The following is an 18,902-nucleotide window of genomic DNA, read 5'->3' as shown; positions in this document are numbered from 1 at the left end:
AATTATTGAATTTGTAGTATTTGTTGTTTTGTAAAAATGGCTTCCTTAATTTCTTGAAAAGGAAAATGTAAAAGATTCAGATAGTTAAAATGATGAAATGGGTTGCAGTTTTTTCCTAATTTGTAAGATTTAATGTAGTATTTGTAATACTCTGGAAGTAAAATTGTGCCTGCAAAAAGAACACCCAAAACATATAAACTCCGTTTTCCATTGCCAAAACACAAGTATTGCAAGGCAATTTCATCTGGCACAGTTGTGCCATAATTTGTAAGTAAATGATAACAATCGTGTCGTTCAACTTTGGGTAGTAATTCGAAACCATTGGTGTCTAAAAGCACCCCTAAATGATAGCCAAAACTAGCTGTAGGGTAGGTTAGAAGTTCACTTGATGTGATATTCCAAGGTTTATTGTTTTTAAATTTGATGTATATGCTTTGTGAATGCTTAAACAACCAGTAAATAAATTTCTTTCTCATTTTCTATTATCAAAGTACTTTGTATTTCAAAGTAAAAAAGTAAAAAAAAGTTATTTGTTTTTTATTAATTTTTCTAGAGCTTCGATATGCTTTTTAAACTCTAATTTTCCCAAATCTGTGGCAATATATTTTGTATTCGGTTTTCTGCCAATAAACTGCTTTTCTACTTTTATAAAATCTACTTTTTCAAGTGCTTTTGTGTGGCTTGCCAAATTACCATCAGTAGCACCTAACAATTCTTTAAGGGTATTAAAATCGGCATAATCATTCACCATTAAAATAGACATTATACCTAGTCGAATTCTATGGTCAAAAGCCTTGTTGATATTTAGTATGATGTTTTTCAAAAACGTATTTTTCTGTTGCGAATTTACACCTATTTTCTATCATATTTATAGTACATAGCAGCACCATAAACAATGTGCATTACACCAAAACCAAGCACCCAAAACCAAAACCCGTAAATAGGATAAATTGCACAAATTAGGCCTAACAGAATTTGTGTATAGCCCAAGTATTTAATATCACCTAATGTATATTTAGATGCATTAAGCAAAGCCAAACCATAAAATAATAGCATTAAAGCGCCAGTTTGCCCATATTTTTGTTGACTCAAAATAATTAACGTATAAATTCCACCAGCAGCCAAAGGCACAATAAAACTGGCTAATAATCTTTTTGTAAGTGCATCCCAAGTTTTCTCGCCATTCTTGTTTGCTTTTTTGGTGGTTAAAAAAATTCCAGTGCCAATGCTTAATATTCCAACAATTAGTAAATCTAAAACTACAAATCTAAAAATATGGCTATCTAAAACAATATAATCATCTCCTTTTAAAGAAAATAACCAATACGCAACAGCTGCACCAATTAAAGCGTAAATACCAGCTAAAATACCAGACAAACCACTCAATGAAATAAACCGAGATGATTTACGCATTAGCGTTTTAATTTCTGATATGTCTTTTAAATAATCTTCTTGACTCATTTCTAAAGAACTTTGAAACACAAAGTAAATAAATAATTTTTACATCAGCAATAAAAAATAACTAAAATTATTTTTTAGTTTCTAACTACTAAACCATAAGTAATATGTGCAATACCTAAAATAAAAAGAGAAGAGTACCAATAACCAGGTATTAGCATCGTAATTATTGCCAATAGTAAGCAAATACCAGTTAATACCAATAAATCTTTTCTTTTTTTGTTTTTGTTTAAAAATATTAATAATCCATAAAGCAAAAGAAAAGTTGGTGTAAGCATATCAACAAAGCCCAAATTAAGTAACAACAAAAGCAACACAAAAATGGCTATAAAACTCAATATCATAAGCCAGAATATTTTTTTTGTTTTGGCATTCCAAAGCTGATAGTCTGCTTTTTTTGCCTTTCGTTTTCCTTTAAAGTATAATGCTAAACCAGAAAATAAAAAAGTACCAAAAGTTATTATTGTTATAAAAACTTCTACAAGTTCTGTAGATAACATACCAAAAGCATTATCATCTATTAAAAAACCTTCTAATATATTTTTAATAGCAAAAGCAGCAATTAAAAAATAGATTCCAATTTGTATGCTTGCATTCCCTTTTAAAGAAAAATTTAACTCAAAATTATGTTGTTTGCTCATAAATTTTATAACTTTCGCTAATATACAAAAAATGAAACCTGCTGAATCATATATCTTACAACAACCAGAACCTTTCAAGTCGATTTTATTGCATTTGCAAATTTTAATAGAAGGCGCTTTTCCAGAAGTAGATTTGCAATTCAAGTGGAAAATTCCGTTTTATTATTTAGATGATAAACCTTTTTGTTATTTAAATCCGTCTAAAAAGAAGGGTTATGTAGATGTAGCCTTTTGGGTATCTGCGCATTTAACCAAATACAACGAACACTTAATTTCTGAAAATAGAAAAGTGGTAAAATCGTTACGATATTACCAATTAGAGGATATTAATGAAGATGTTTTGTTGACGGTTTTAGAAGAAGCACATCAATTAAAAGATAAAGGGTTTTATAAAAGAAGTTAGAGAGTCTTTAATAAAATAAGTATTGAAAATTAACTAATATTATTGTATTCTAACCTTAAAATGCAAAGCATCCTCTTTATTGATGAATAAGGTGAAATCTGTATTTCTATTAGGATTTTTTATCACCAAAGTAGTTAAGCCATTTTCTGTTTTTAGTATTGGTTTTTGCGCTACATTATTTCCTTTAAAAGTATAAAAAATTAAGTTTGATGTCGCTAAATCTTTAAATTTCAATGTAATATTTTCTGATGGTTTTACGTTAATTATTCCTTTTTTTGGAGCGATTAATTCTGTTGATAAACCTAAAAACGTATCACTATATATTGGTTGATTGTAAAATTCTTGAAGACTCATTCTGCCAAAACGTAACACCCAGAGTTGATCATCAGGAAAATGAGTTTTAAAGATTTTGTCTTTAGGCATATCAAAAAAATAATTATTGAATTTTCGAATCCATTTACCATTTCTTTCAAATCCGGCAGCCCAAGTAGCGTCTAGTATTATCCATTTGCCATTTAATTTTACTGCATTCCAAGCATGATTTGTAGTATTAGGCATTTTACCAATTTCTCTAGCACTGTTTCTTACATAACCTTTGATTACTGCTGCTTCAATATGTAATAAATCACAGATTTTTTTAAAAGATTGTGCATATTCTTCGCAAACGCCTGTTTTATTTCTGAATGTAGCCTCAATTAACTTGTCTTTAACAGCTTGTAGTTTTTGTTCTTTTTCAGCTTCTGATGCATAACTAAAACGATAATAACGTTGTTTCGGATTATAGTACTCCTTCAAATTATATCTGATGTTCTTTGTAAACCAAAAAAATGCAGCTCTTGCTTTTTCAGCATCTGTAGTAAAATCACTTTCAATTTTATTGGCTAAATCATCAGCCTTAGAAAATCGTGGATATTGTAAAACTTTAGCATCAACTTTTTCAAAATCTTGAGAAAAAGTAGATGCAGAAATTAAAAGAAAAAATAAGAGTTGTTTCATTACAGCGTATTAAACAATTTAAGAAATCAAATATTGTGCCTTTTCTGCAAGGTTTCCAAAATCTTAAAGGTATTTATTTTTAAAAACAGAAAACCTACAAGGTTTTGGAAACCTTGCAGGATATATATTTCTGTTTTGTGGAATTGAGTGAGCGCGTTAAGGATTGAGCGGTTTGTTTGAGCTCTTTTTTCTTTTTCAGAAAAAAAGCGAGTAGCGAAAGCCTGTTAAAACGCCCAAAAACTATTTTAAAATTAATTGTGTTTATAAATTATTAATTGTTTTTCGAATGGCAACTAAATTGGTTAACAAGCTTTCTAAATTGTCTAAATGCAACATATTAGCTCCATCAGATTTTGCATTTGCAGGATCAAAATGAGTTTCAATAAACAAACCATCTACATTATTTACAACACCAGCTCTAGCAATGGTTTCTATCATTTCTGGTCTACCACCAGTAACACCTGCTGTTTGGTTGGGTTGTTGTAATGAGTGTGTAACGTCTAAAACGGTTGGCGCAAATTCGCGCATTTCTGGTATTCCTCTAAAATCTACAATCATATCTTGGTAGCCAAACATAGTACCTCTATCTGTAATCCACGCTTTATTAGAACCTGCATCTTTTACCTTTTGTACAGCGTGTTTCATGGCTGCAGGACTCATAAATTGTCCTTTTTTTAAGTTGACAACTTTACCTGTTTTTGCAGCAGCAACTACCAAATCTGTTTGACGAACCAAAAACGCAGGGATTTGTAAAACATCTACAAACTCAGCAGCCATAGCAGCATCTGAAACTTCGTGAATATCTGTAACTGTGGGCACGTTAAAAGTTTCAGAAACTTTACGTAAAATTTTTAATGCTTTTTCGTCTCCAATTCCTGTAAAACTATCAATTCTACTTCTATTCGCTTTTTTAAAACTACCTTTAAAAATATACGGAATTTCTAACTTATCAGTAATTGTTATTGCTTTTTCTGCAATACGCATTGCCATGTCTTCCCCTTCTATAGCACATGGGCCACAAAGAAGAAAGAAGTTATTAGAGTTGGTATTTTTTATATTCGAAATTTCAGATAGAGTCATGGAAAAAATTTACACAAAAATAAGAAATTAATTTATTTAAAAGTTGATACCATTAATTTATAAAACAATCAGTTTTGCTTTTTAAAAAATAATAAAAGAGCGTAGTTAAATAGTTAAAGGATTTTGATTTGTAATTCAAATACAAATAATTTTAACACACTTATTTGTTATTAAAACCTAGAGAAAGCCCTATTAAAAGGAGGTACACATCAAAAACGAATAAGATTAGTTAATTTAGTATATAAAAAAGGTAAAATTGTCTATGTATTGAAAATTAATGTCTATTTGTTGAGTATTTGAAAGTAGTAGTTTTAACAAACTTTTAAAATTTATAAAAAATGATGAAAAAAATTATGTTTTTTTTATTTGTGTGCAGTTCTATACACTTGTATAGTCAAACCGACATAAATAATTTTGAACCAGGGGATGAAGCTGTTACAATACAAGGTGGTAACTTAACATTATCAACTGAAGCAAATCCAAGTATTTCTGGGTTAAATACCTCTGCGAATAGTCTTAAAATAGGTAGAGCATCTGGTTCCACAGCTTGGTGGGCTTTTGCAACTATCGATGTGGTTCCAGACATAGCAATTGCAGCAGCACCAACAGATACTAAATATTTAAGTATGCTAGTCTACTATACAGCTCAACCAGATATTGGTGTAAGAACTTCAGCAGGAGAAAGTGATAATGGGGGAAATGCTATGATTACTAGAGCTTTAAACGAGTATAATGCCAGTGAGTCGAATACTTGGCAAAGAATTGTTTTTGAAGTAAAAACAGATGGTGATGGGGTACATAGTTTTACAACAGGTACCATGTATAAGATTCTATTTCATCCAGACATGGGGTTTAACAACACACCTTCTGGTCAATTGTTAAGTACTTCTACTTTTGGATACATAGATAATATTGTACTACATGATACAAATCCTTTAATTAACACTTGGTTAGGAACTACTTCTGATTGGAATACAGCATCTAATTGGTCTAGAGGAACTGTACCTTTAATCAATGACTTTGTTACAATCCCCTCAGGAACATCTAATGACCCAGTTATAAGTAGCACATCTGGTGTAGTTATAGAGAGGTTAACTGTAGATTCTGGAGCTTCTTTAACTATTGAAAATGGAGGTTCTTTAATTGTTCACGGTACATCTTCTGGAAATATAACCTATAAGAGAACATTAACAAAAGATGCTGATTTAAGCAATGCATGGTATGCTGTTTCTCCTCCAGTTGCGGGGGCAACTGTTACAACTTTAAAAGCAGAAAATAATTTTGCAGCTGGTTCTGGAGGAGATAGAATTGGTTTGGCTACATATGCAAATGATGGTTCTGCTTGGAATTACTTTACAACTTCTAGTAGTGATGCCATAGCTTCTGGTACAGGTTTAATTGCTAAAATAGATAATGGAGCAGCAAATAGTGATTTGTTAATGACAGGTACTTATGTAGGAATAAATGTAGAGCCAACAATAAGTCAAAGTACAAATAACTTTAATTTTGTTGGAAATCCTTTTACAGCATATTTAAATTTAGGTACTTTTTTTACAGATAATAATGCTGCGGATAGATTAACTGAAGAAACTATTTGGATTTGGGATGAAAATAAAAATGGAGTTAATATGGGAGGATATGTTTCAAAAACTTCTGCATTAGATGGATCTTTTGAAATAGCACCTGGTCAAGGATTTTTTGTAAGTTCTGGAAGTGCTACAGATAATAAAGTTACATTTAATGTAGCCAATCGAAGTCATAAATCAGATTCTTTCTTAAAAAATGCAAATGATAGAACAGAAATAAGTTTATCAATTATGCAAAATAATAAAACCTTCAGTACAGATTTATATTACTTAGATGGTGCTTCAGTAAATTTTGATAATGGTTTTGATGCGTCTATGTTTACAGGGGTAACCTACGATTTAGAAATTTATTCGAATTTAGTTTCAGGAGATAATAAATCTAAAATTGAAAGACAGTCTTTGCCAAAAGCTAATTTTGAAGATATGGTTGTGCCTTTAGGTATTAAAGCATCAAAAGGAGTTATTGAAATTGCTGCGACTAGTAAAAATTTACCAAAAGGAATTAGCGTTTTCTTAGAAGATAGACTTACAAATACATTTACAAATGTAACAGACTCTAGTTTAAAAGTAACATTATCTAATAATGTTGATAATTCAGGAAGATTTTTTCTTAGAACCTCTTCGCAAAATGCATTATCTACAAATAACTCTAAATTAACAGGTGCTAGAGTTTATCTAAATAATCAAACTCTTACGGTTACAGGTATAAATCAATCTACAGGTTCTGTATCTATTTATAATATACTAGGAAAGCAAATTACAAATAAGAAGTTTACTTCTAGTAATGGTTTTAATGTTGGTCTGTCTAGTTTATCATCGGGTGTTTATATTGTAAAATTAAATACTACTGAAGGATCATCAAACACTAAAATAATTTTAGAATAATCTCTAATACCTACAATACACAATGAATAAATATAAACATACAGAACAAGATATTACACGTAAAGAAGCGCTAAAAAAAATAGGTAACTATAGTAAATATGCAGCACTAACTGCATTAGGAACTTATATAATTTTAAATCCTCAAAAATCACAAGCACAGAGTCCAGTAGCTCCAGGTACAGGATTCTAATTTAAATTTTGTTTTCGACAAAAAGGTTACTTTAAAAGGTAGCCTTTTTTTTTGGTGTAATTTTATAACAATTGATTTTTAATCTGTAAAACTCCTGTATCACTAGTAGAAATGTTACTGCTATAAATATTTACATACAGATTATATTTGTCTTCTAAATTTAAACTCGTTAATCTAAATCCAGCAGTTTTAAATTTGTTAATTCCTGGGTAAAATCCAAATCAATTTCTAATGTATCTATAATCGAAATTACTTTTTCATCAATTCGTAGTACTAATTTTACATCTTGATAAAGTACACGGGTCTACAAGTGAAAAAGTGAGTAGAATCTGTATGTTTTAGTTAAGTTTGAGGTGTCTCAAATAAAATTATAGGCTATAATTTAAAAATACAGAAAAATTACCTGTTAAAAGTATTCTGTTTTTTAAGATTAAGAAAACCTTTTTAAACGTCATTTATTAATTATCTTTAGGGCTGAAAAATAGATGTCATTATGATAAAATCAATAAAATTAATTTTGGTAGTACTACTTGTTGTAATTACCAGTTGTACATATATTCAAAAAGGTGCTGATGGAAAAGACGGAGTAGCAGGATTATCATCCAAAGAAATAGCACATTCAAAAATAGTTACGGCTTCTTTTTTTATTGATTCTACAACAGTAAGAAAGCATTTATACACATTGGCAGCAGATGATATGGAGGGGAGAAAATCTGGGACTCCAGGTATTGAAAAAGCAGCAAAATATATAGAAAGTGAGTTTGAAAGAATTGGCTTAGCTACTTTCGAAAATTTAAATTCGTATAGACAAACATTTACTTTTACACCAAGAAGAAGTAAAGACGAGATTACTTCTGCTAATATTATAGGAGTGTTAGAAGGCAAAAGTAAAAAAGACGAATATGTAATTATCTCTGCACATTATGATCATTTAGGAAATGAAGGAAAAGGAGAAGATAAAATTTATAATGGTGCCAACGATGACGCCTCTGGTGTAACTGGAGTTTTAGCGTTAGCAGAATATTTTAAAAAAGTTGGCAATGAAAGAACCATTGTTTTTGCTGCATTTACAGCAGAAGAAATGGGGTTAATTGGCTCTACACATTTTGGAAAAGGCATTGATGCCAACAAGTTTGTAGCTGGTATTAATTTAGAAATGATTGGTAAAACACCTAGTTTTGGACCAAATACAGCTTGGTTAACAGGGTTTGAGCGTTCAGATTTTGGAAAGATTGTGCAAAAGAATTTAGAAGGTTCAGGGTATCAATTATTTCCAGATCCTTACAAAAAGTACAACTTGTTTTTTAGATCTGATAATGCTTCTTTGGCAAGATTAGGTGTGCCTTCGCATACGTTTTCTACAACAGCCATAGATGTAGATAAAGATTATCATAAAGTTTCTGATGAGGCTGAAACTTTAAACATGACTATAATTACACAAACCATTCAAGCTGTAGCTAAAGGAACAAAAAGTATTATTGATGGGGTTGATACCCCAACAAGAGTGGTTATTAAAGAGTGAAAAAGATAGCATACATGAAAAAAGTACTGTTCTTTTTTTTATTCATTTTGATGAGTTGTTCCGCTTCAAAAGTAATTACAGATTATGATGCTAATATTAATTTTAAAGCATTTACCACTTATAATTTTTATAGTGATATTGGCAAAGGATTGCATGAATTGGATGTTAAAAGGATTGTAAAATCGCTGAATGTTGAATTACAACAAAAAGAGTTTTCTATGGATGAAAATCCTGATTTTTACATTCATATAATTTCTAAAATTTCGGATGTTAAAAACTACAATACTGTAGGAATTGGGATTGGTTCTGGGACTAATAATGGGGGTTTTGGAATTTCTGGAGGGATACCAATTGGTGTAAAAAAGCGCAATGAGGAGTTTAATATTGAATTTGTTAATGCCCAAACAAATGAGGTTTTTTGGTTAGGAATGTTGAATTCAACCGTAAAAGAAAATAGAAAACCACAAGAAAAAGAACATCATTTTCAGGAAATTATTAAAAAGATCTTGGAGAAATATCCACCTAATTAACTTCAATTTGATAGATTTTTTTTGGTCTATACATTTATATTTTATTGAAAATAAATGTCTTTCATTTTTTAATTCGCTTAAAAAAATAGTGAAGTTGGTTATCTCTGGTGTTGACTTTATATTCCTTTTTTCAGTTGAAATAATCTTGATTTAAAATGATGAATATTCTAAAGAATAGATAGATAATCAGTCGTTTTTAAAAAGACATTTCCAAAAATCAACAATTGGTTTGTTGTATAAAATAGTATTGAAAATACCATTGTAAGTTACAACCTACTTCAAGAATTTCTTTTATTCAACATACTTTAATTTACACTAAACGTCCAAACGTGACCAATAGATTTTGCTCCATTTTGATCTTTTACATCTACTCTCCAAGAATAAGTTTTACCTGATACCACCGAAACTAAAAATGATTTTGTAGAAACAGTATCGTCTTGTAAAGAGATGTTGCCTGTTTCACCAAAATATACTTCATAAGTTAGTGTGTCGTTTGAATTGGCGTCAGCAGCATCCCAAGTTAAATTTACAGTATTCGAATTTACTTGACTATTATTTTCTGGTGTTATTGGTGCTGATGTAAATGGTACATAATTTGTAATCGTTTCGCCCTGAGTAAAAAAAGCATAAGTTTCAGATGCTGTACCCAAATCATTGGTTACGTCTAAAGCATCAACTTTCCAATAATAAGCAGTTTCTTGCTCTAAACTTACCGTAAGTTGAGTGTTAGAAATTGTTCTGTTTTCTATAATATTGGTTAAGTTTCTATCTTTTGCAATGATAATATTGTACTCTACTTTATCATTTTCAGGATCACTGGCAGTACTCCAGTTAAAAGTTATAGTATTGTCAATACACAACAGATTTTCACTTGGGTAAATTAGCGATACTGCTGTTGGTGCTTGATTTGCTTCATTTTTTGAACATTGAAATGCTAATAAACAAAAGCAAATTAAAAATAAGGTGTTTAATTGCTTCATTGCTTTAAAATTTTAATGGGTTTAGCATCTTTTAGAGATAGTTTTAAAATATAGATTCCTTTAGCAAAATTATTAAACGGAATCTTTATGATATCTGATGTGGTGTTAAAATTTTGATTGTAAATAAGTTTACCTGTAATATCAAAAATTGTTGTTTTAAAATTTTGGTTGTTGATGTTAGAAGATAAACGCAGTTCAATAAAATCTTGTACAGGATTTTTTATGACTGTAATTTGAGGTGTACTATTATTGGTAGACAATAAATCATCAATATTTTTTTCAAAAACACCTTCACATGCTATTGCTGTTTTTACAGTTAATATTCCTGATTCGTTGATGTTTAAATCAAAATTTTCGCTGCTTGAAACTCCGATTAATTCGTTATTTAAAAAAACTTCAAATGGTGGTGTGCCTTTAAGAATTTCAAAAGAATAGGAGTTAGATTCGTTTTTAGCGGCTATTTTTAAGTCTATTTGTAAGGCTTCTTCAATAACAACTTCATAGCAATGTGTAGTATTAAGTTCTACAGTTTCTATACAAATTTCATAATTTCCAGGAGCTAAATTTGCTAGTTCATAATTAGCATTCGTTAAATTTTCTTCCTTATTTGTATTAGTTCCTGTAATTGTTAGTGCATAGGTTAAGCTTGTGTCCAAAATAGTTACAGTAATTATTCCGTCATTTAAATCTTGACAAGATTCAGAAGTTGTTTGTATTACAAAGTTATTATCGCCAATAGGTTCCACAATAATTAAAGTATAATCTTCAGTTTCTCCCCATTCAGAAAGGTGGTCGTTATCGCAAGCACCTTCACCAAAACCTTCTGTAGGATCATCATATTCTAAAACAACTCTCATTCTTGTTTCTCCAATTCTAGCATTGTTAGGTACAGAAATATTTAAAGTAGTTGTGGCAATATCTTCAGTTCGGGTTCCTAAATTATATCGTTCTGTGTCAATATCAAATTCAAAATCTTGATTCCAATCTATAAAAACATAGCAATGATCTTGATAACCAGCAGTATCAAAAGTAACACTTATTTCTTTTTCAATACCTTTTACAAGCACTGTGTTTATTGCTGTAAAATCTTGATAACCGTTAGTTGTATCATTACCAGAGTCATTATTTATTCCTGCAAAAGTTACGTTTAATATGTATTCAGATCCGCCAGCTTCATCAGTAAAAAAAGATGAACAGTATACACCTTGCTTTGTGGTAAAACTAAATGTATCAGAAAAAACACCTTCACCACATTTGTTTTTGGGTTTTACTCTCCAAAAATATTGTGTAACACTTGAAATATTATCAGGTAAATATGAGTTGGTAGAAACTGTTGCAGATGAAATAATATTAGAAAATGAAGCATCTTTAGCTACCTCAATATCATAAGAAGTAGCATTATTATCTAAATTCCAAATTAATGTTTCTGTTAACTCTGTTTCTGTTGCTCCATTAGAGGGCGATGTAAGCGTTAATGAATTGAACTCAGGAGATATCAGTTTAAAATTAACATTTAAAGGTTGTGTAACAGAGTTTGATGTACCAATAACATTTATTTCATAATCTCCTATTGTTTTTTCGTTTAGGTTAGAAACTATCATAGTTATATCACCATCTGCACTTATGGTAGACGAGCTAAAAGTAATAGTTGCGCCTTCGGGTTGCCCAGAAGCAGATAACGAAACTGTTTCTGTAAAACCATTAATAAAGTCGAAATTTAAATTGTAATTGGCAATGTCGTCCCCAGAATTACATGCAATTTGTAGTCCATCAGTATTATTCATTATAAAAGTAGCAGCAGTAGATCTTATGGTAAAATCTACAGCATTTACATTGTAAAAAATATTATCGGCAGCTTCTACCATTATTCTTGCAGTTTCTGTTGCATTGTCTGGTATTAATACCTCTTCAGTACCATCGTTAGGAGAGTTGGATTTTAAAGTTATTGGAAATGTTACACCACCATCAATAGAGAGTTTTATATTTACTAAAGCACAATTAATTGGTGAGATATCAGTATCGCCTTTACTCCAAGTAATAGTTTGTGTAGAACCAGTATCCCAAGTTACAGCAGTAGTAGGAGCAGTAACCGAAAAAGGGGTTGCATCTACAACCTCTATTTTTACGTCATCTCTAGCAGTACTTCCTCCTCTAGCATCATTATCTCTAACCGTAAAAGCAAAATCAAGTTGTCTAGCTACAGAAGGTAAAACTTCCCAAGTAGTAGAGGTGCTACCTGAAACAATAGTAGCTAAATCTGGAAAATATCTGACAGGAACATCTTTAGAGGGTAATGATCTAAAAAGCGGACCTATGGCATTTGTAGAAACTGGTGGCATTGTTGCAGTTTCATTATCTATTTGTTCCCAATTATAGGTTAAAGAACTTGTACCATCAACATCTGTTGCAGTACCTGTTAATTTAAACGGCGTTGATTTAGGAATTGAAAAATCAGTTCCAGCATTTGCAGTTGGTTGTGTGTTATTTGTGTCACTTAGTGTAGCACAACTTGCAGAGGTATCTAAAAGATTTAAAATTTGCGCAATACTTACTGCATGAAAATAATCATCACTATTTCCATTAGCATTACCTGATTGTACATTTGGTGAACAAATTCCTGCATAGCCCATAATAGTAGAGCCACTACCAGGTTCTACAGCTGTTGCATCTGTTCTATTACAATCGTTATTTTGTGTATGAGTAGCACCAAATTGATGGCCTAATTCATGTATTACCAAATCTATATCATAAGCATCACCAACAGGGGCACCTAAACCAGTTACACCTCTTGCTTTTTGGCTGGTTATACAAGCGCTTCCTAATATTGCAGCACCATCTAAAGAACCTCCACCTGTACTAAACACGTGGCCTACATCATAATTAGCATCGCCAATATTAGCGTCTACGATAGCTTGTATTTCATTAATAAGTGTACTTGTAGAACTATCTGTCATTCCATCAGTTGCAGCATCTAAAAAAATAATTGCATCATTATTGCCTACCAGCTCTAGTTTAATGGCTATTTCTCTTTCTAAAACACCATTAATTCTTGTCATAGAAGTATTCATAGCAGATAAAATTGCAGCTTTTTTTTCTTGATCTGTAGCTGAATCTGAAATGTTTTGCTGACTTGGTCCTAAATGAAATTGTGCATATTCACCAGTACAGGCTAATGCCATTCTAAACGTTCTGAATTTACCATCGTTTGTTTTTTGTTGATTGTTTGATGAAAATGCTGTTTTAGTATGAGATTCTACCAAGCATTTAAAATCTTCATCTGCTTTCGGTAAATTTGTTCTTTGATAAACAATATAATTTTTATTGTCTTTGGTATACGGATCGATGTATAAATTCGGTTTAGTTTTAGAAAATATTACTGCATGAAATCCGTCTGTACCCAAGCTAATTTTGGCAATTGTATTGGGGTTTGATATGCTTTGGGCAGTGTAAGCAGTTATATTTGGGTATTTTGCTTGTAAAGTTGCATCAAAATTAGAGTGTTCTTCAATTCTAAAACGTGATATATTACCATTGGCATCTGGCAATTCTATAAATTTTTCTTTTGATGTTTTAGCGCGGATGCTATTCTCAAAAAGCCCTTTATTTAAGCTGAATACTTGATATTGCGTAGGAAATTTTTCTTTTTGGTAGATTTCTTTTTTTGATATGGCAAAACTTGTTTGTTTTTGTTTGATCCATAATTTTTGGGCTAATACTGTTTGCTGACCTAAAAATATAGCACCTAAAAAAAGAAAAAGTGATAGTCTATTTTTCATAAAAGTGTATTTAACATACATTGTAGTTTCAAATATAATGAAATATTTACCTTTGTGTTTATAATTATGAATAGAAATATACTGCTAAAAGACTTGTCTTTTAAAGATTATAAAGAAACTTGGGACTATCAAACAGAACTTTTACAAGAAATTGTAGCTGTTAAGATTTCTAATAGAAGAAATAATTTACAACAAATAACTAAAAATCATTTTTTGTTTGTTGAACATCCACATGTGTATACACTTGGCAAAAGTGGAGATTTGAGCAATTTATTATTAAATGAGCATCAACTGAAAGAGAAAGGGGCAACTTTTTACAAAATAAATAGAGGAGGAGATATCACCTATCATGGTCCTGGTCAGATTGTTGGTTATCCTATTTTAGATTTAGAAAATTTTTTTACTGACATTCATAAGTATTTACGTCTGTTAGAAGAAACCATTATTTTAACCATTGCAGAATATGGCATAAAAGGTACAAGAAGCGAAGGGGAAACAGGTGTTTGGTTAGATGTTGGCACCCCTTTTGCACGTAAAATTTGTGCAATGGGTATTCGTTCTTCACGTTGGGTAACCATGCACGGTTTTGCTTTAAATGCAAATGTGAATTTGGGTTATTTTGATAATATAATTCCCTGTGGAATTCGTGGTAAAGCTGTAACTTCTATGGAAGCTGAATTGGGTGAAAAAGTAGATTTAGTAGCAGTTAAAAACAAAATTTTAAAGCATTTTAAAACACTTTTTGAGGTTGGTGAGTTTTTGGTTGATAGTTAGTGGTTAATGGTTTGTGGTTTGTAGTTAGTGGAAGTAGATGATTTTTCTTAATCAACAATCAACAATCAACAACCAACAACTAACTACTAACTACTAACAAAACTATTTCTCTTCATTAAAATAAACCTTATAAAATTTCATTTTTTTCTCTTCATCATAACCTCTTTCTAAATATTCTGAAGCAGCATCAGGTGCATCAACATCTAATTTTATATTGATGTTGGTATCTAATTTAATTTCGGTTTTTAACTTGCTTTTTTCTTTCTTTAAAACAACACCAGAAACATCAAAATTATTACGGATTAAAACATCATTTAAATCTTCGTAGTGTTTTTTATAATCTTCGAACAAATCTTTGTGTTTGTCTTCTTCAAAAATTTCGTCTTTAAATTCGTGATAATCTACAGCTTCGTGTTCTTTAAAATAATCTACTGTATTTGCTAAGAAATTACCTTGTTCGTGTTTTCCAAATTCTGGTTTTATAACCTCTTCAGAAAACTCTTTACACAATTCTAAATAGTTCTGAGTATGTGAGTTATAATCGTCTGCTAATTTTACAGATAAGAAATTTTTAATCCAATATTGGGCATCGTAATTGTTGTTATCTACAGAAAAAACAACAGTACCTTCTGTATCTGATGTATTTAAAATTAAACAACCTTTGTCTATTCTTTTGGTTGATATTCCTTTCTGAACCACAACATCAAAACTATCATTATCATCTAAATAGGTCTGAAAAAAATCAACTTTATTTTCGATTTTAAAAACTCCAATTGCCTCTGTTAAAACATCTTTATACTCTAAACCTTCTATAAAAACTACAATTACATCTCCTGTTTTAATTTGAGCAGAATTCGATTGTTCGTATAAATGATTTACGATGTTTTTTGAGTATTCTATAAACGTATTTTCATCTTTAAAAACTTCAGTTGCATAATTATTCAACTCGTTTAAACGCACATCTGCGTGATGAGAAAAACGATAACTTTGTGTTAAACTACCAAATGGTTTTAATAAAAAACTCTTCATTAAATCGTAACCTTCTTGATCGAAACGAATTAAATCTTCTGAAAGTACATTTTGACCGCTATTGAATTTATTAGCGACTTTGTGTAAAATACATTTGGTGATTTCGGCTCTTGTTTTTTTAATCATGATCTAGAAATTTGGAGCGTAAAAATAGTTGAACTTTTTTAAATAATTTGAAGTTATTTACTAAAGTTTGCAAACAAGTATAGCCCTTGTTGAACGGCTTGTTTGAGTTCTTTTTTTATGCTAAGCTCGTTTCACCTTCAAATAATAAAGTTACTTTCTATGAATAGTAAGATGCTGAAATAAATTCAGCACAAGTAGCTTCTAAAAAAAATTATAACTTCAACTTTAATTGTTCTGGTAAAAGTTTAAACGTTTTTCTATGGTATTTTGTAGCACCAAATTCGCGAATGGCATTTCTATGTGCTTTGGTTGGGTAACCTTTGTTTTTTTGCCAATTGTACATGGGGTATTCTTGATGAATTTTAGCCATATATTCATCTCTATAGGTTTTTGCTAATACAGAGGCTGCTGCAATACTTTGGAATTTTGCATCGCCTTTTACAATAGTTTTGTGAGGAATTTTTTTGTAGTTTCTAAACTTATTTCCATCAACAATAATAAATTCTGGAGTAATTTTTAAAGCATCAATAGCTCTATGCATGCCTGTAATAGAGGCTTGTAGTACATTAATGTCATCTACTTCTTGCTGCCAAACAAAAGAAACACCGAACGTAAGCGCATGGTTTTCTATAAAAGGCCTTAGTTCATCACGCTTTTTTTCTGAAATTTGTTTTGAATCATTTAAAAAAGGGTGCGAAAAATTTTTAGGTAAAATAACAGCAGCAGCTACTACAGGGCCAGCCAAACAACCTCTACCTGCTTCGTCTGTACCTACTTCTAAAGAAAAACCGCTAAAATTGCCCTGCAACATCTTACAAAGAAAAGAAAGATTTGGTTAGGTTTGTTTTTTTTATTGAATTTCTGTGAAGAATTAACAGATTTCATTAACTTTATTAACGAATCTTTTCGTTTTATTATTTTACATTTGCTACGCAGATATCTACTATGTTAAAACATTTTTTTTTATTTTTTTTGCTGTTAATTGTTGCCAATAACTCGCTATTTTCTCAACAAATTAGAGGGGCTGGATTAGATGGTCTTTCGTCTGGTAAAAAAACAGATAGCCTTTCTTTAGAAACAAAAGTAGTTTTATCGGGTAAAACAAAATATACCGATTACAAAATTATTTCTCATAACAGAGATACAACTTATATTGATACCACGCTTACTTTACAAAAAGAATACAGGTTTAATTATTTAAGAAAAGATAATTTTGAGTTTTTAGAATTCCATAATCAAGGGCAAACGCACAATAAACTTGGTTATATTTTTAGTGATTTAAGCAGTTTGCCAGATATAGGTTATAGTGCAAAACAAGTAAGTTATTTAGAGGTTGATGATATTAAATATTTTGAAGTACCTACACCAACTACAGAAATTTTATACAGAACAGGTTTACAGCAAGGGCAAGTCGTAGATGCAATTTTTACAGTAAATTTTTCAAGAAGGTTAAATTTTTCTATGTCTTATAAAGGTTTAAGATCTCAAGGTGCTTATAGAAGAGCCTTGGTTAGTAATGGAAATTTTAGAGGAACTTTTAATTATAGGACAGAGAACAATCAATACGAAATTAGAGGGCATTATGCTTCTCAAGATTTTTTTCATCAAGAAAATGGAGGGTTAACTTCTGAGATGTTGGATAACTTTATTAATGAAGATGAAAATTTTACACAACGTTCTCGATTAGATGTAAATTTAACAGATGCTGAAAGTCAGTTTGATAGTAATCGGATGTATGTAGAACATAGCTATAAATTAATTGCAAGTAAAGATTCTATAAACGATAAAGATTTTAGCAACCTAAAAATTGGACATATTTTTACAAATGAAAACAAAAGTTATCGTTTTGATCAAACTACCACAACTACTGCCATTTTTGGTGCCTCCAATATTATTAGTGATGTAGATGGCACAGCCAAAAGTAAAATTACTAACAACGAATTAAACTTAGAATTTAACTCGAAATACGTTTTAGGTAAATTTAAAGCTAAAGCTAATTTGACTAGTTATTCTTATGGATATGATACAATTTTAAACAGTAGTGAAAAAATAGATAAGTTAAAATTAGAAGGTAATGCAATTTCTTTTGGGGCAGATTGGAAAGCGAAAATTAAAAACTTTCAGTTAAATGCAGATGCTTCTATAACTCCAGGTTTAGGCAGGTTGTCTGGTAATTATTTAAAAGGAGAGGCTGTTTATAAAAAAGATAGTGTTTTAGCTTTGAAAGGTAGTGTAATGATAAGTTCTAAATCACCAAACTTTAATACGCTTTTGCATCAAAGTGGTTACGATAGTTACAATTGGCTTAATGATACGTTTAGCAACGTAAATACTAGAGATTTAGGTTTTTCTATTACTTCTAAGTGGATAAATGCTGACGTAAATTTTACCAATATTGATAATTATACTTTTTTTAATGCAGACAATGTACCTCAGCAATTTGACGATCAGATTGTATACTTGAAAGCCAAAGTAAATCGTGAGTTTAAATTTTGGAAACTAGCCTTAGATAATACAGTAATGTACCAAAATGTAAGTAGTGGTAGTTCTGTTTTTAGGGTGCCAGAATTGGTAACTAGAAACACCTTTTATTATACTGATGATTGGTTTGAAGGTAAGCCAATGCTTGTAAATATTGGAATTACTTTTAAGTATTTTACCCAGTATTTTGCGAATGCTTACAATCCGTTATTGGGTGAATTTACTTTACAAAATTCAGAAGAAATTGGTTTTCCTACGTTTGATGTATTTTTTAATGCAAGAGTTCGTAGAACACGTTTGTACCTTAAGGTAGATAATGTAACATCATCATTTTCTAAAAAGAATTATTTTTCAGCACCAAACTATCCTTATAGAGATTTTACAGTACGTTTTGGCTTGGTTTGGAATTGGTTTATTTAATTAGAACGTACTTTTCTTTTAAACA

General features: G+C 30.5%; 17 protein-coding genes. 7 read left to right on the top strand and 10 right to left on the bottom strand.

From position 1 onward, the window contains the following. Window positions 1–2 precede the first annotated feature (2 nt). The 4 genes from SJY27_RS06285 to SJY27_RS06270 all read right to left on the bottom strand — a co-directional run bounded on the left by SJY27_RS06285 (window position 3) and on the right by SJY27_RS06270 (window position 2,099). On the bottom strand, window positions 3–476 hold the full coding sequence (locus SJY27_RS06285) for a Coq4 family protein (RefSeq protein ID WP_397447403.1): 474 nt from the start codon (window positions 474–476) through the stop codon (window positions 3–5). Window positions 477–526: 50 nt separating this feature from the next. Beyond that, window positions 527–823, bottom strand: coding sequence for a winged helix-turn-helix domain-containing protein (locus tag SJY27_RS06280; protein ID WP_397447402.1), 297 nt, complete (start codon window positions 821–823; stop codon window positions 527–529). 29 nt (window positions 824–852) lie between these two features. Beyond that, window positions 853–1,461 (bottom strand): hypothetical protein, encoded by a 609-nt coding sequence (locus SJY27_RS06275; RefSeq protein WP_397447401.1) that lies wholly within the window; start codon window positions 1,459–1,461, stop codon window positions 853–855. A 74-nt stretch (window positions 1,462–1,535) separates the two neighbouring features. Then, a complete protein-coding gene (locus SJY27_RS06270; RefSeq protein ID WP_397447400.1) occupies window positions 1,536–2,099 on the bottom strand; it encodes a hypothetical protein in 564 nt (187 codons plus the stop codon). 31 nt (window positions 2,100–2,130) lie between these two features. On the opposite strand from SJY27_RS06270, the gene SJY27_RS06265 reads away from it, so the two are divergent. Continuing rightward, window positions 2,131–2,502 (top strand): DUF1801 domain-containing protein, encoded by a 372-nt coding sequence (locus tag SJY27_RS06265; protein ID WP_397447399.1) that lies wholly within the window; start codon window positions 2,131–2,133, stop codon window positions 2,500–2,502. A 39-nt stretch (window positions 2,503–2,541) separates the two neighbouring features. On the opposite strand, the gene SJY27_RS06260 is transcribed toward SJY27_RS06265, so the two are convergent. Beyond that, window positions 2,542–3,498 carry a transglutaminase domain-containing protein gene (locus SJY27_RS06260; protein WP_397447398.1) on the bottom strand — a complete coding sequence of 319 codons (957 nt, stop codon included), beginning with the start codon at window positions 3,496–3,498 and terminating at the stop codon, window positions 2,542–2,544. A gap of 261 nt (window positions 3,499–3,759) precedes the next feature. Continuing rightward, complete coding sequence (kdsA, locus tag SJY27_RS06255) at window positions 3,760–4,578, bottom strand: 3-deoxy-8-phosphooctulonate synthase (RefSeq protein WP_397447397.1); 819 nt, start codon at window positions 4,576–4,578, stop codon at window positions 3,760–3,762. 338 nt (window positions 4,579–4,916) lie between these two features. Here kdsA and SJY27_RS06250 point away from each other — a divergent pair, with 338 nt between their 5' ends. From SJY27_RS06250 to SJY27_RS06235, 4 genes are all read left to right on the top strand, one after another. Beyond that, the gene (locus SJY27_RS06250) at window positions 4,917–7,049 is read left to right on the top strand and encodes a T9SS type A sorting domain-containing protein (protein ID WP_397447396.1); all 2,133 of its coding nucleotides are present in this window, start codon (window positions 4,917–4,919) and stop codon (window positions 7,047–7,049) included. A 22-nt stretch (window positions 7,050–7,071) separates the two neighbouring features. Further along, window positions 7,072–7,239, top strand: coding sequence for a hypothetical protein (locus SJY27_RS06245; protein WP_397447395.1), 168 nt, complete (start codon window positions 7,072–7,074; stop codon window positions 7,237–7,239). Window positions 7,240–7,732: 493 nt separating this feature from the next. Further along, window positions 7,733–8,761 carry a M28 family peptidase gene (locus SJY27_RS06240; protein ID WP_397447394.1) on the top strand — a complete coding sequence of 343 codons (1,029 nt, stop codon included), beginning with the start codon at window positions 7,733–7,735 and terminating at the stop codon, window positions 8,759–8,761. A 14-nt stretch (window positions 8,762–8,775) separates the two neighbouring features. Beyond that, window positions 8,776–9,291, top strand: a complete 516-nt coding sequence (locus tag SJY27_RS06235) for a DUF4136 domain-containing protein (RefSeq protein ID WP_397447393.1) — start codon at window positions 8,776–8,778, stop codon at window positions 9,289–9,291. A gap of 305 nt (window positions 9,292–9,596) precedes the next feature. Here the strand turns inward: SJY27_RS06235 and SJY27_RS06230 are convergent, their stop codons facing one another. Next, window positions 9,597–10,271: a hypothetical protein gene (locus tag SJY27_RS06230; RefSeq protein WP_397447392.1), complete on the bottom strand. Its 675-nt coding sequence runs from the start codon at window positions 10,269–10,271 to the stop codon at window positions 9,597–9,599. Beyond that, window positions 10,268–14,047, bottom strand: coding sequence for a reprolysin-like metallopeptidase (locus SJY27_RS06225; RefSeq protein WP_397447391.1), 3,780 nt, complete (start codon window positions 14,045–14,047; stop codon window positions 10,268–10,270). The genes SJY27_RS06230 and SJY27_RS06225 overlap by 4 nt, the downstream gene beginning before the upstream one ends. 66 nt (window positions 14,048–14,113) lie before the next feature. Here SJY27_RS06225 and lipB point away from each other — a divergent pair, with 66 nt between their 5' ends. Continuing rightward, a complete protein-coding gene (lipB, locus tag SJY27_RS06220) occupies window positions 14,114–14,821 on the top strand; it encodes a lipoyl(octanoyl) transferase LipB (protein WP_397447390.1) in 708 nt (235 codons plus the stop codon). Window positions 14,822–14,923: 102 nt separating this feature from the next. Here lipB and SJY27_RS06215 read toward each other — a convergent pair whose 3' ends face one another. Continuing rightward, the gene (locus SJY27_RS06215) at window positions 14,924–15,976 is read right to left on the bottom strand and encodes a nucleoid-associated protein (RefSeq protein ID WP_397447389.1); all 1,053 of its coding nucleotides are present in this window, start codon (window positions 15,974–15,976) and stop codon (window positions 14,924–14,926) included. Between the two features lie 211 nt (window positions 15,977–16,187). Then, a complete protein-coding gene (locus tag SJY27_RS06210; protein ID WP_397447388.1) occupies window positions 16,188–16,787 on the bottom strand; it encodes a ribonuclease HII in 600 nt (199 codons plus the stop codon). A gap of 134 nt (window positions 16,788–16,921) precedes the next feature. Between SJY27_RS06210 and SJY27_RS06205 the strand changes: the two genes are divergently transcribed. Continuing rightward, on the top strand, window positions 16,922–18,877 hold the full coding sequence (locus SJY27_RS06205) for a putative porin (protein WP_397447387.1): 1,956 nt from the start codon (window positions 16,922–16,924) through the stop codon (window positions 18,875–18,877). The last annotated feature ends 25 nt before the right edge of the window (window positions 18,878–18,902 follow it).

It is taken from the genome of Polaribacter sp. R77954 (assembly GCF_044595335.1).
Classification (GTDB): Bacteria; Bacteroidota; Bacteroidia; order Flavobacteriales; family Flavobacteriaceae; genus Polaribacter.
The sequence above is the reverse complement of the archived record's forward strand: the minus strand, read 5'-3'. Positions and strand labels throughout refer to the sequence as shown.

Excerpts from the sequence above, each read along its gene's own strand:
- SJY27_RS06285 (WP_397447403.1), bottom strand. The coding sequence starts at position 476 with ATGAGAAAGAAATTTATTTACTGGTTGTTTAAGCATTCACAAAGCATA.
- SJY27_RS06275 (WP_397447401.1), bottom strand. The coding sequence starts at position 1,461 with ATGAGTCAAGAAGATTATTTAAAAGACATATCAGAAATTAAAACGCTA.
- SJY27_RS06270 (WP_397447400.1), bottom strand. The coding sequence starts at position 2,099 with ATGAGCAAACAACATAATTTTGAGTTAAATTTTTCTTTAAAAGGGAAT.
- SJY27_RS06265 (WP_397447399.1), top strand. The coding sequence starts at position 2,131 with ATGAAACCTGCTGAATCATATATCTTACAACAACCAGAACCTTTCAAG.
- SJY27_RS06260 (WP_397447398.1), bottom strand. The coding sequence starts at position 3,498 with ATGAAACAACTCTTATTTTTTCTTTTAATTTCTGCATCTACTTTTTCT.
- kdsA (WP_397447397.1), bottom strand. The coding sequence starts at position 4,578 with ATGACTCTATCTGAAATTTCGAATATAAAAAATACCAACTCTAATAAC.
- SJY27_RS06250 (WP_397447396.1), top strand. The coding sequence starts at position 4,917 with ATGATGAAAAAAATTATGTTTTTTTTATTTGTGTGCAGTTCTATACAC.
- SJY27_RS06245 (WP_397447395.1), top strand. The coding sequence starts at position 7,072 with ATGAATAAATATAAACATACAGAACAAGATATTACACGTAAAGAAGCG.
- SJY27_RS06240 (WP_397447394.1), top strand. The coding sequence starts at position 7,733 with ATGATAAAATCAATAAAATTAATTTTGGTAGTACTACTTGTTGTAATT.
- SJY27_RS06235 (WP_397447393.1), top strand. The coding sequence starts at position 8,776 with ATGAAAAAAGTACTGTTCTTTTTTTTATTCATTTTGATGAGTTGTTCC.
- SJY27_RS06230 (WP_397447392.1), bottom strand. The coding sequence starts at position 10,271 with ATGAAGCAATTAAACACCTTATTTTTAATTTGCTTTTGTTTATTAGCA.
- SJY27_RS06225 (WP_397447391.1), bottom strand. The coding sequence starts at position 14,047 with ATGAAAAATAGACTATCACTTTTTCTTTTTTTAGGTGCTATATTTTTA.
- lipB (WP_397447390.1), top strand. The coding sequence starts at position 14,114 with ATGAATAGAAATATACTGCTAAAAGACTTGTCTTTTAAAGATTATAAA.
- SJY27_RS06215 (WP_397447389.1), bottom strand. The coding sequence starts at position 15,976 with ATGATTAAAAAAACAAGAGCCGAAATCACCAAATGTATTTTACACAAA.
- SJY27_RS06210 (WP_397447388.1), bottom strand. The coding sequence starts at position 16,787 with ATGTTGCAGGGCAATTTTAGCGGTTTTTCTTTAGAAGTAGGTACAGAC.
- SJY27_RS06205 (WP_397447387.1), top strand. The coding sequence starts at position 16,922 with ATGTTAAAACATTTTTTTTTATTTTTTTTGCTGTTAATTGTTGCCAAT.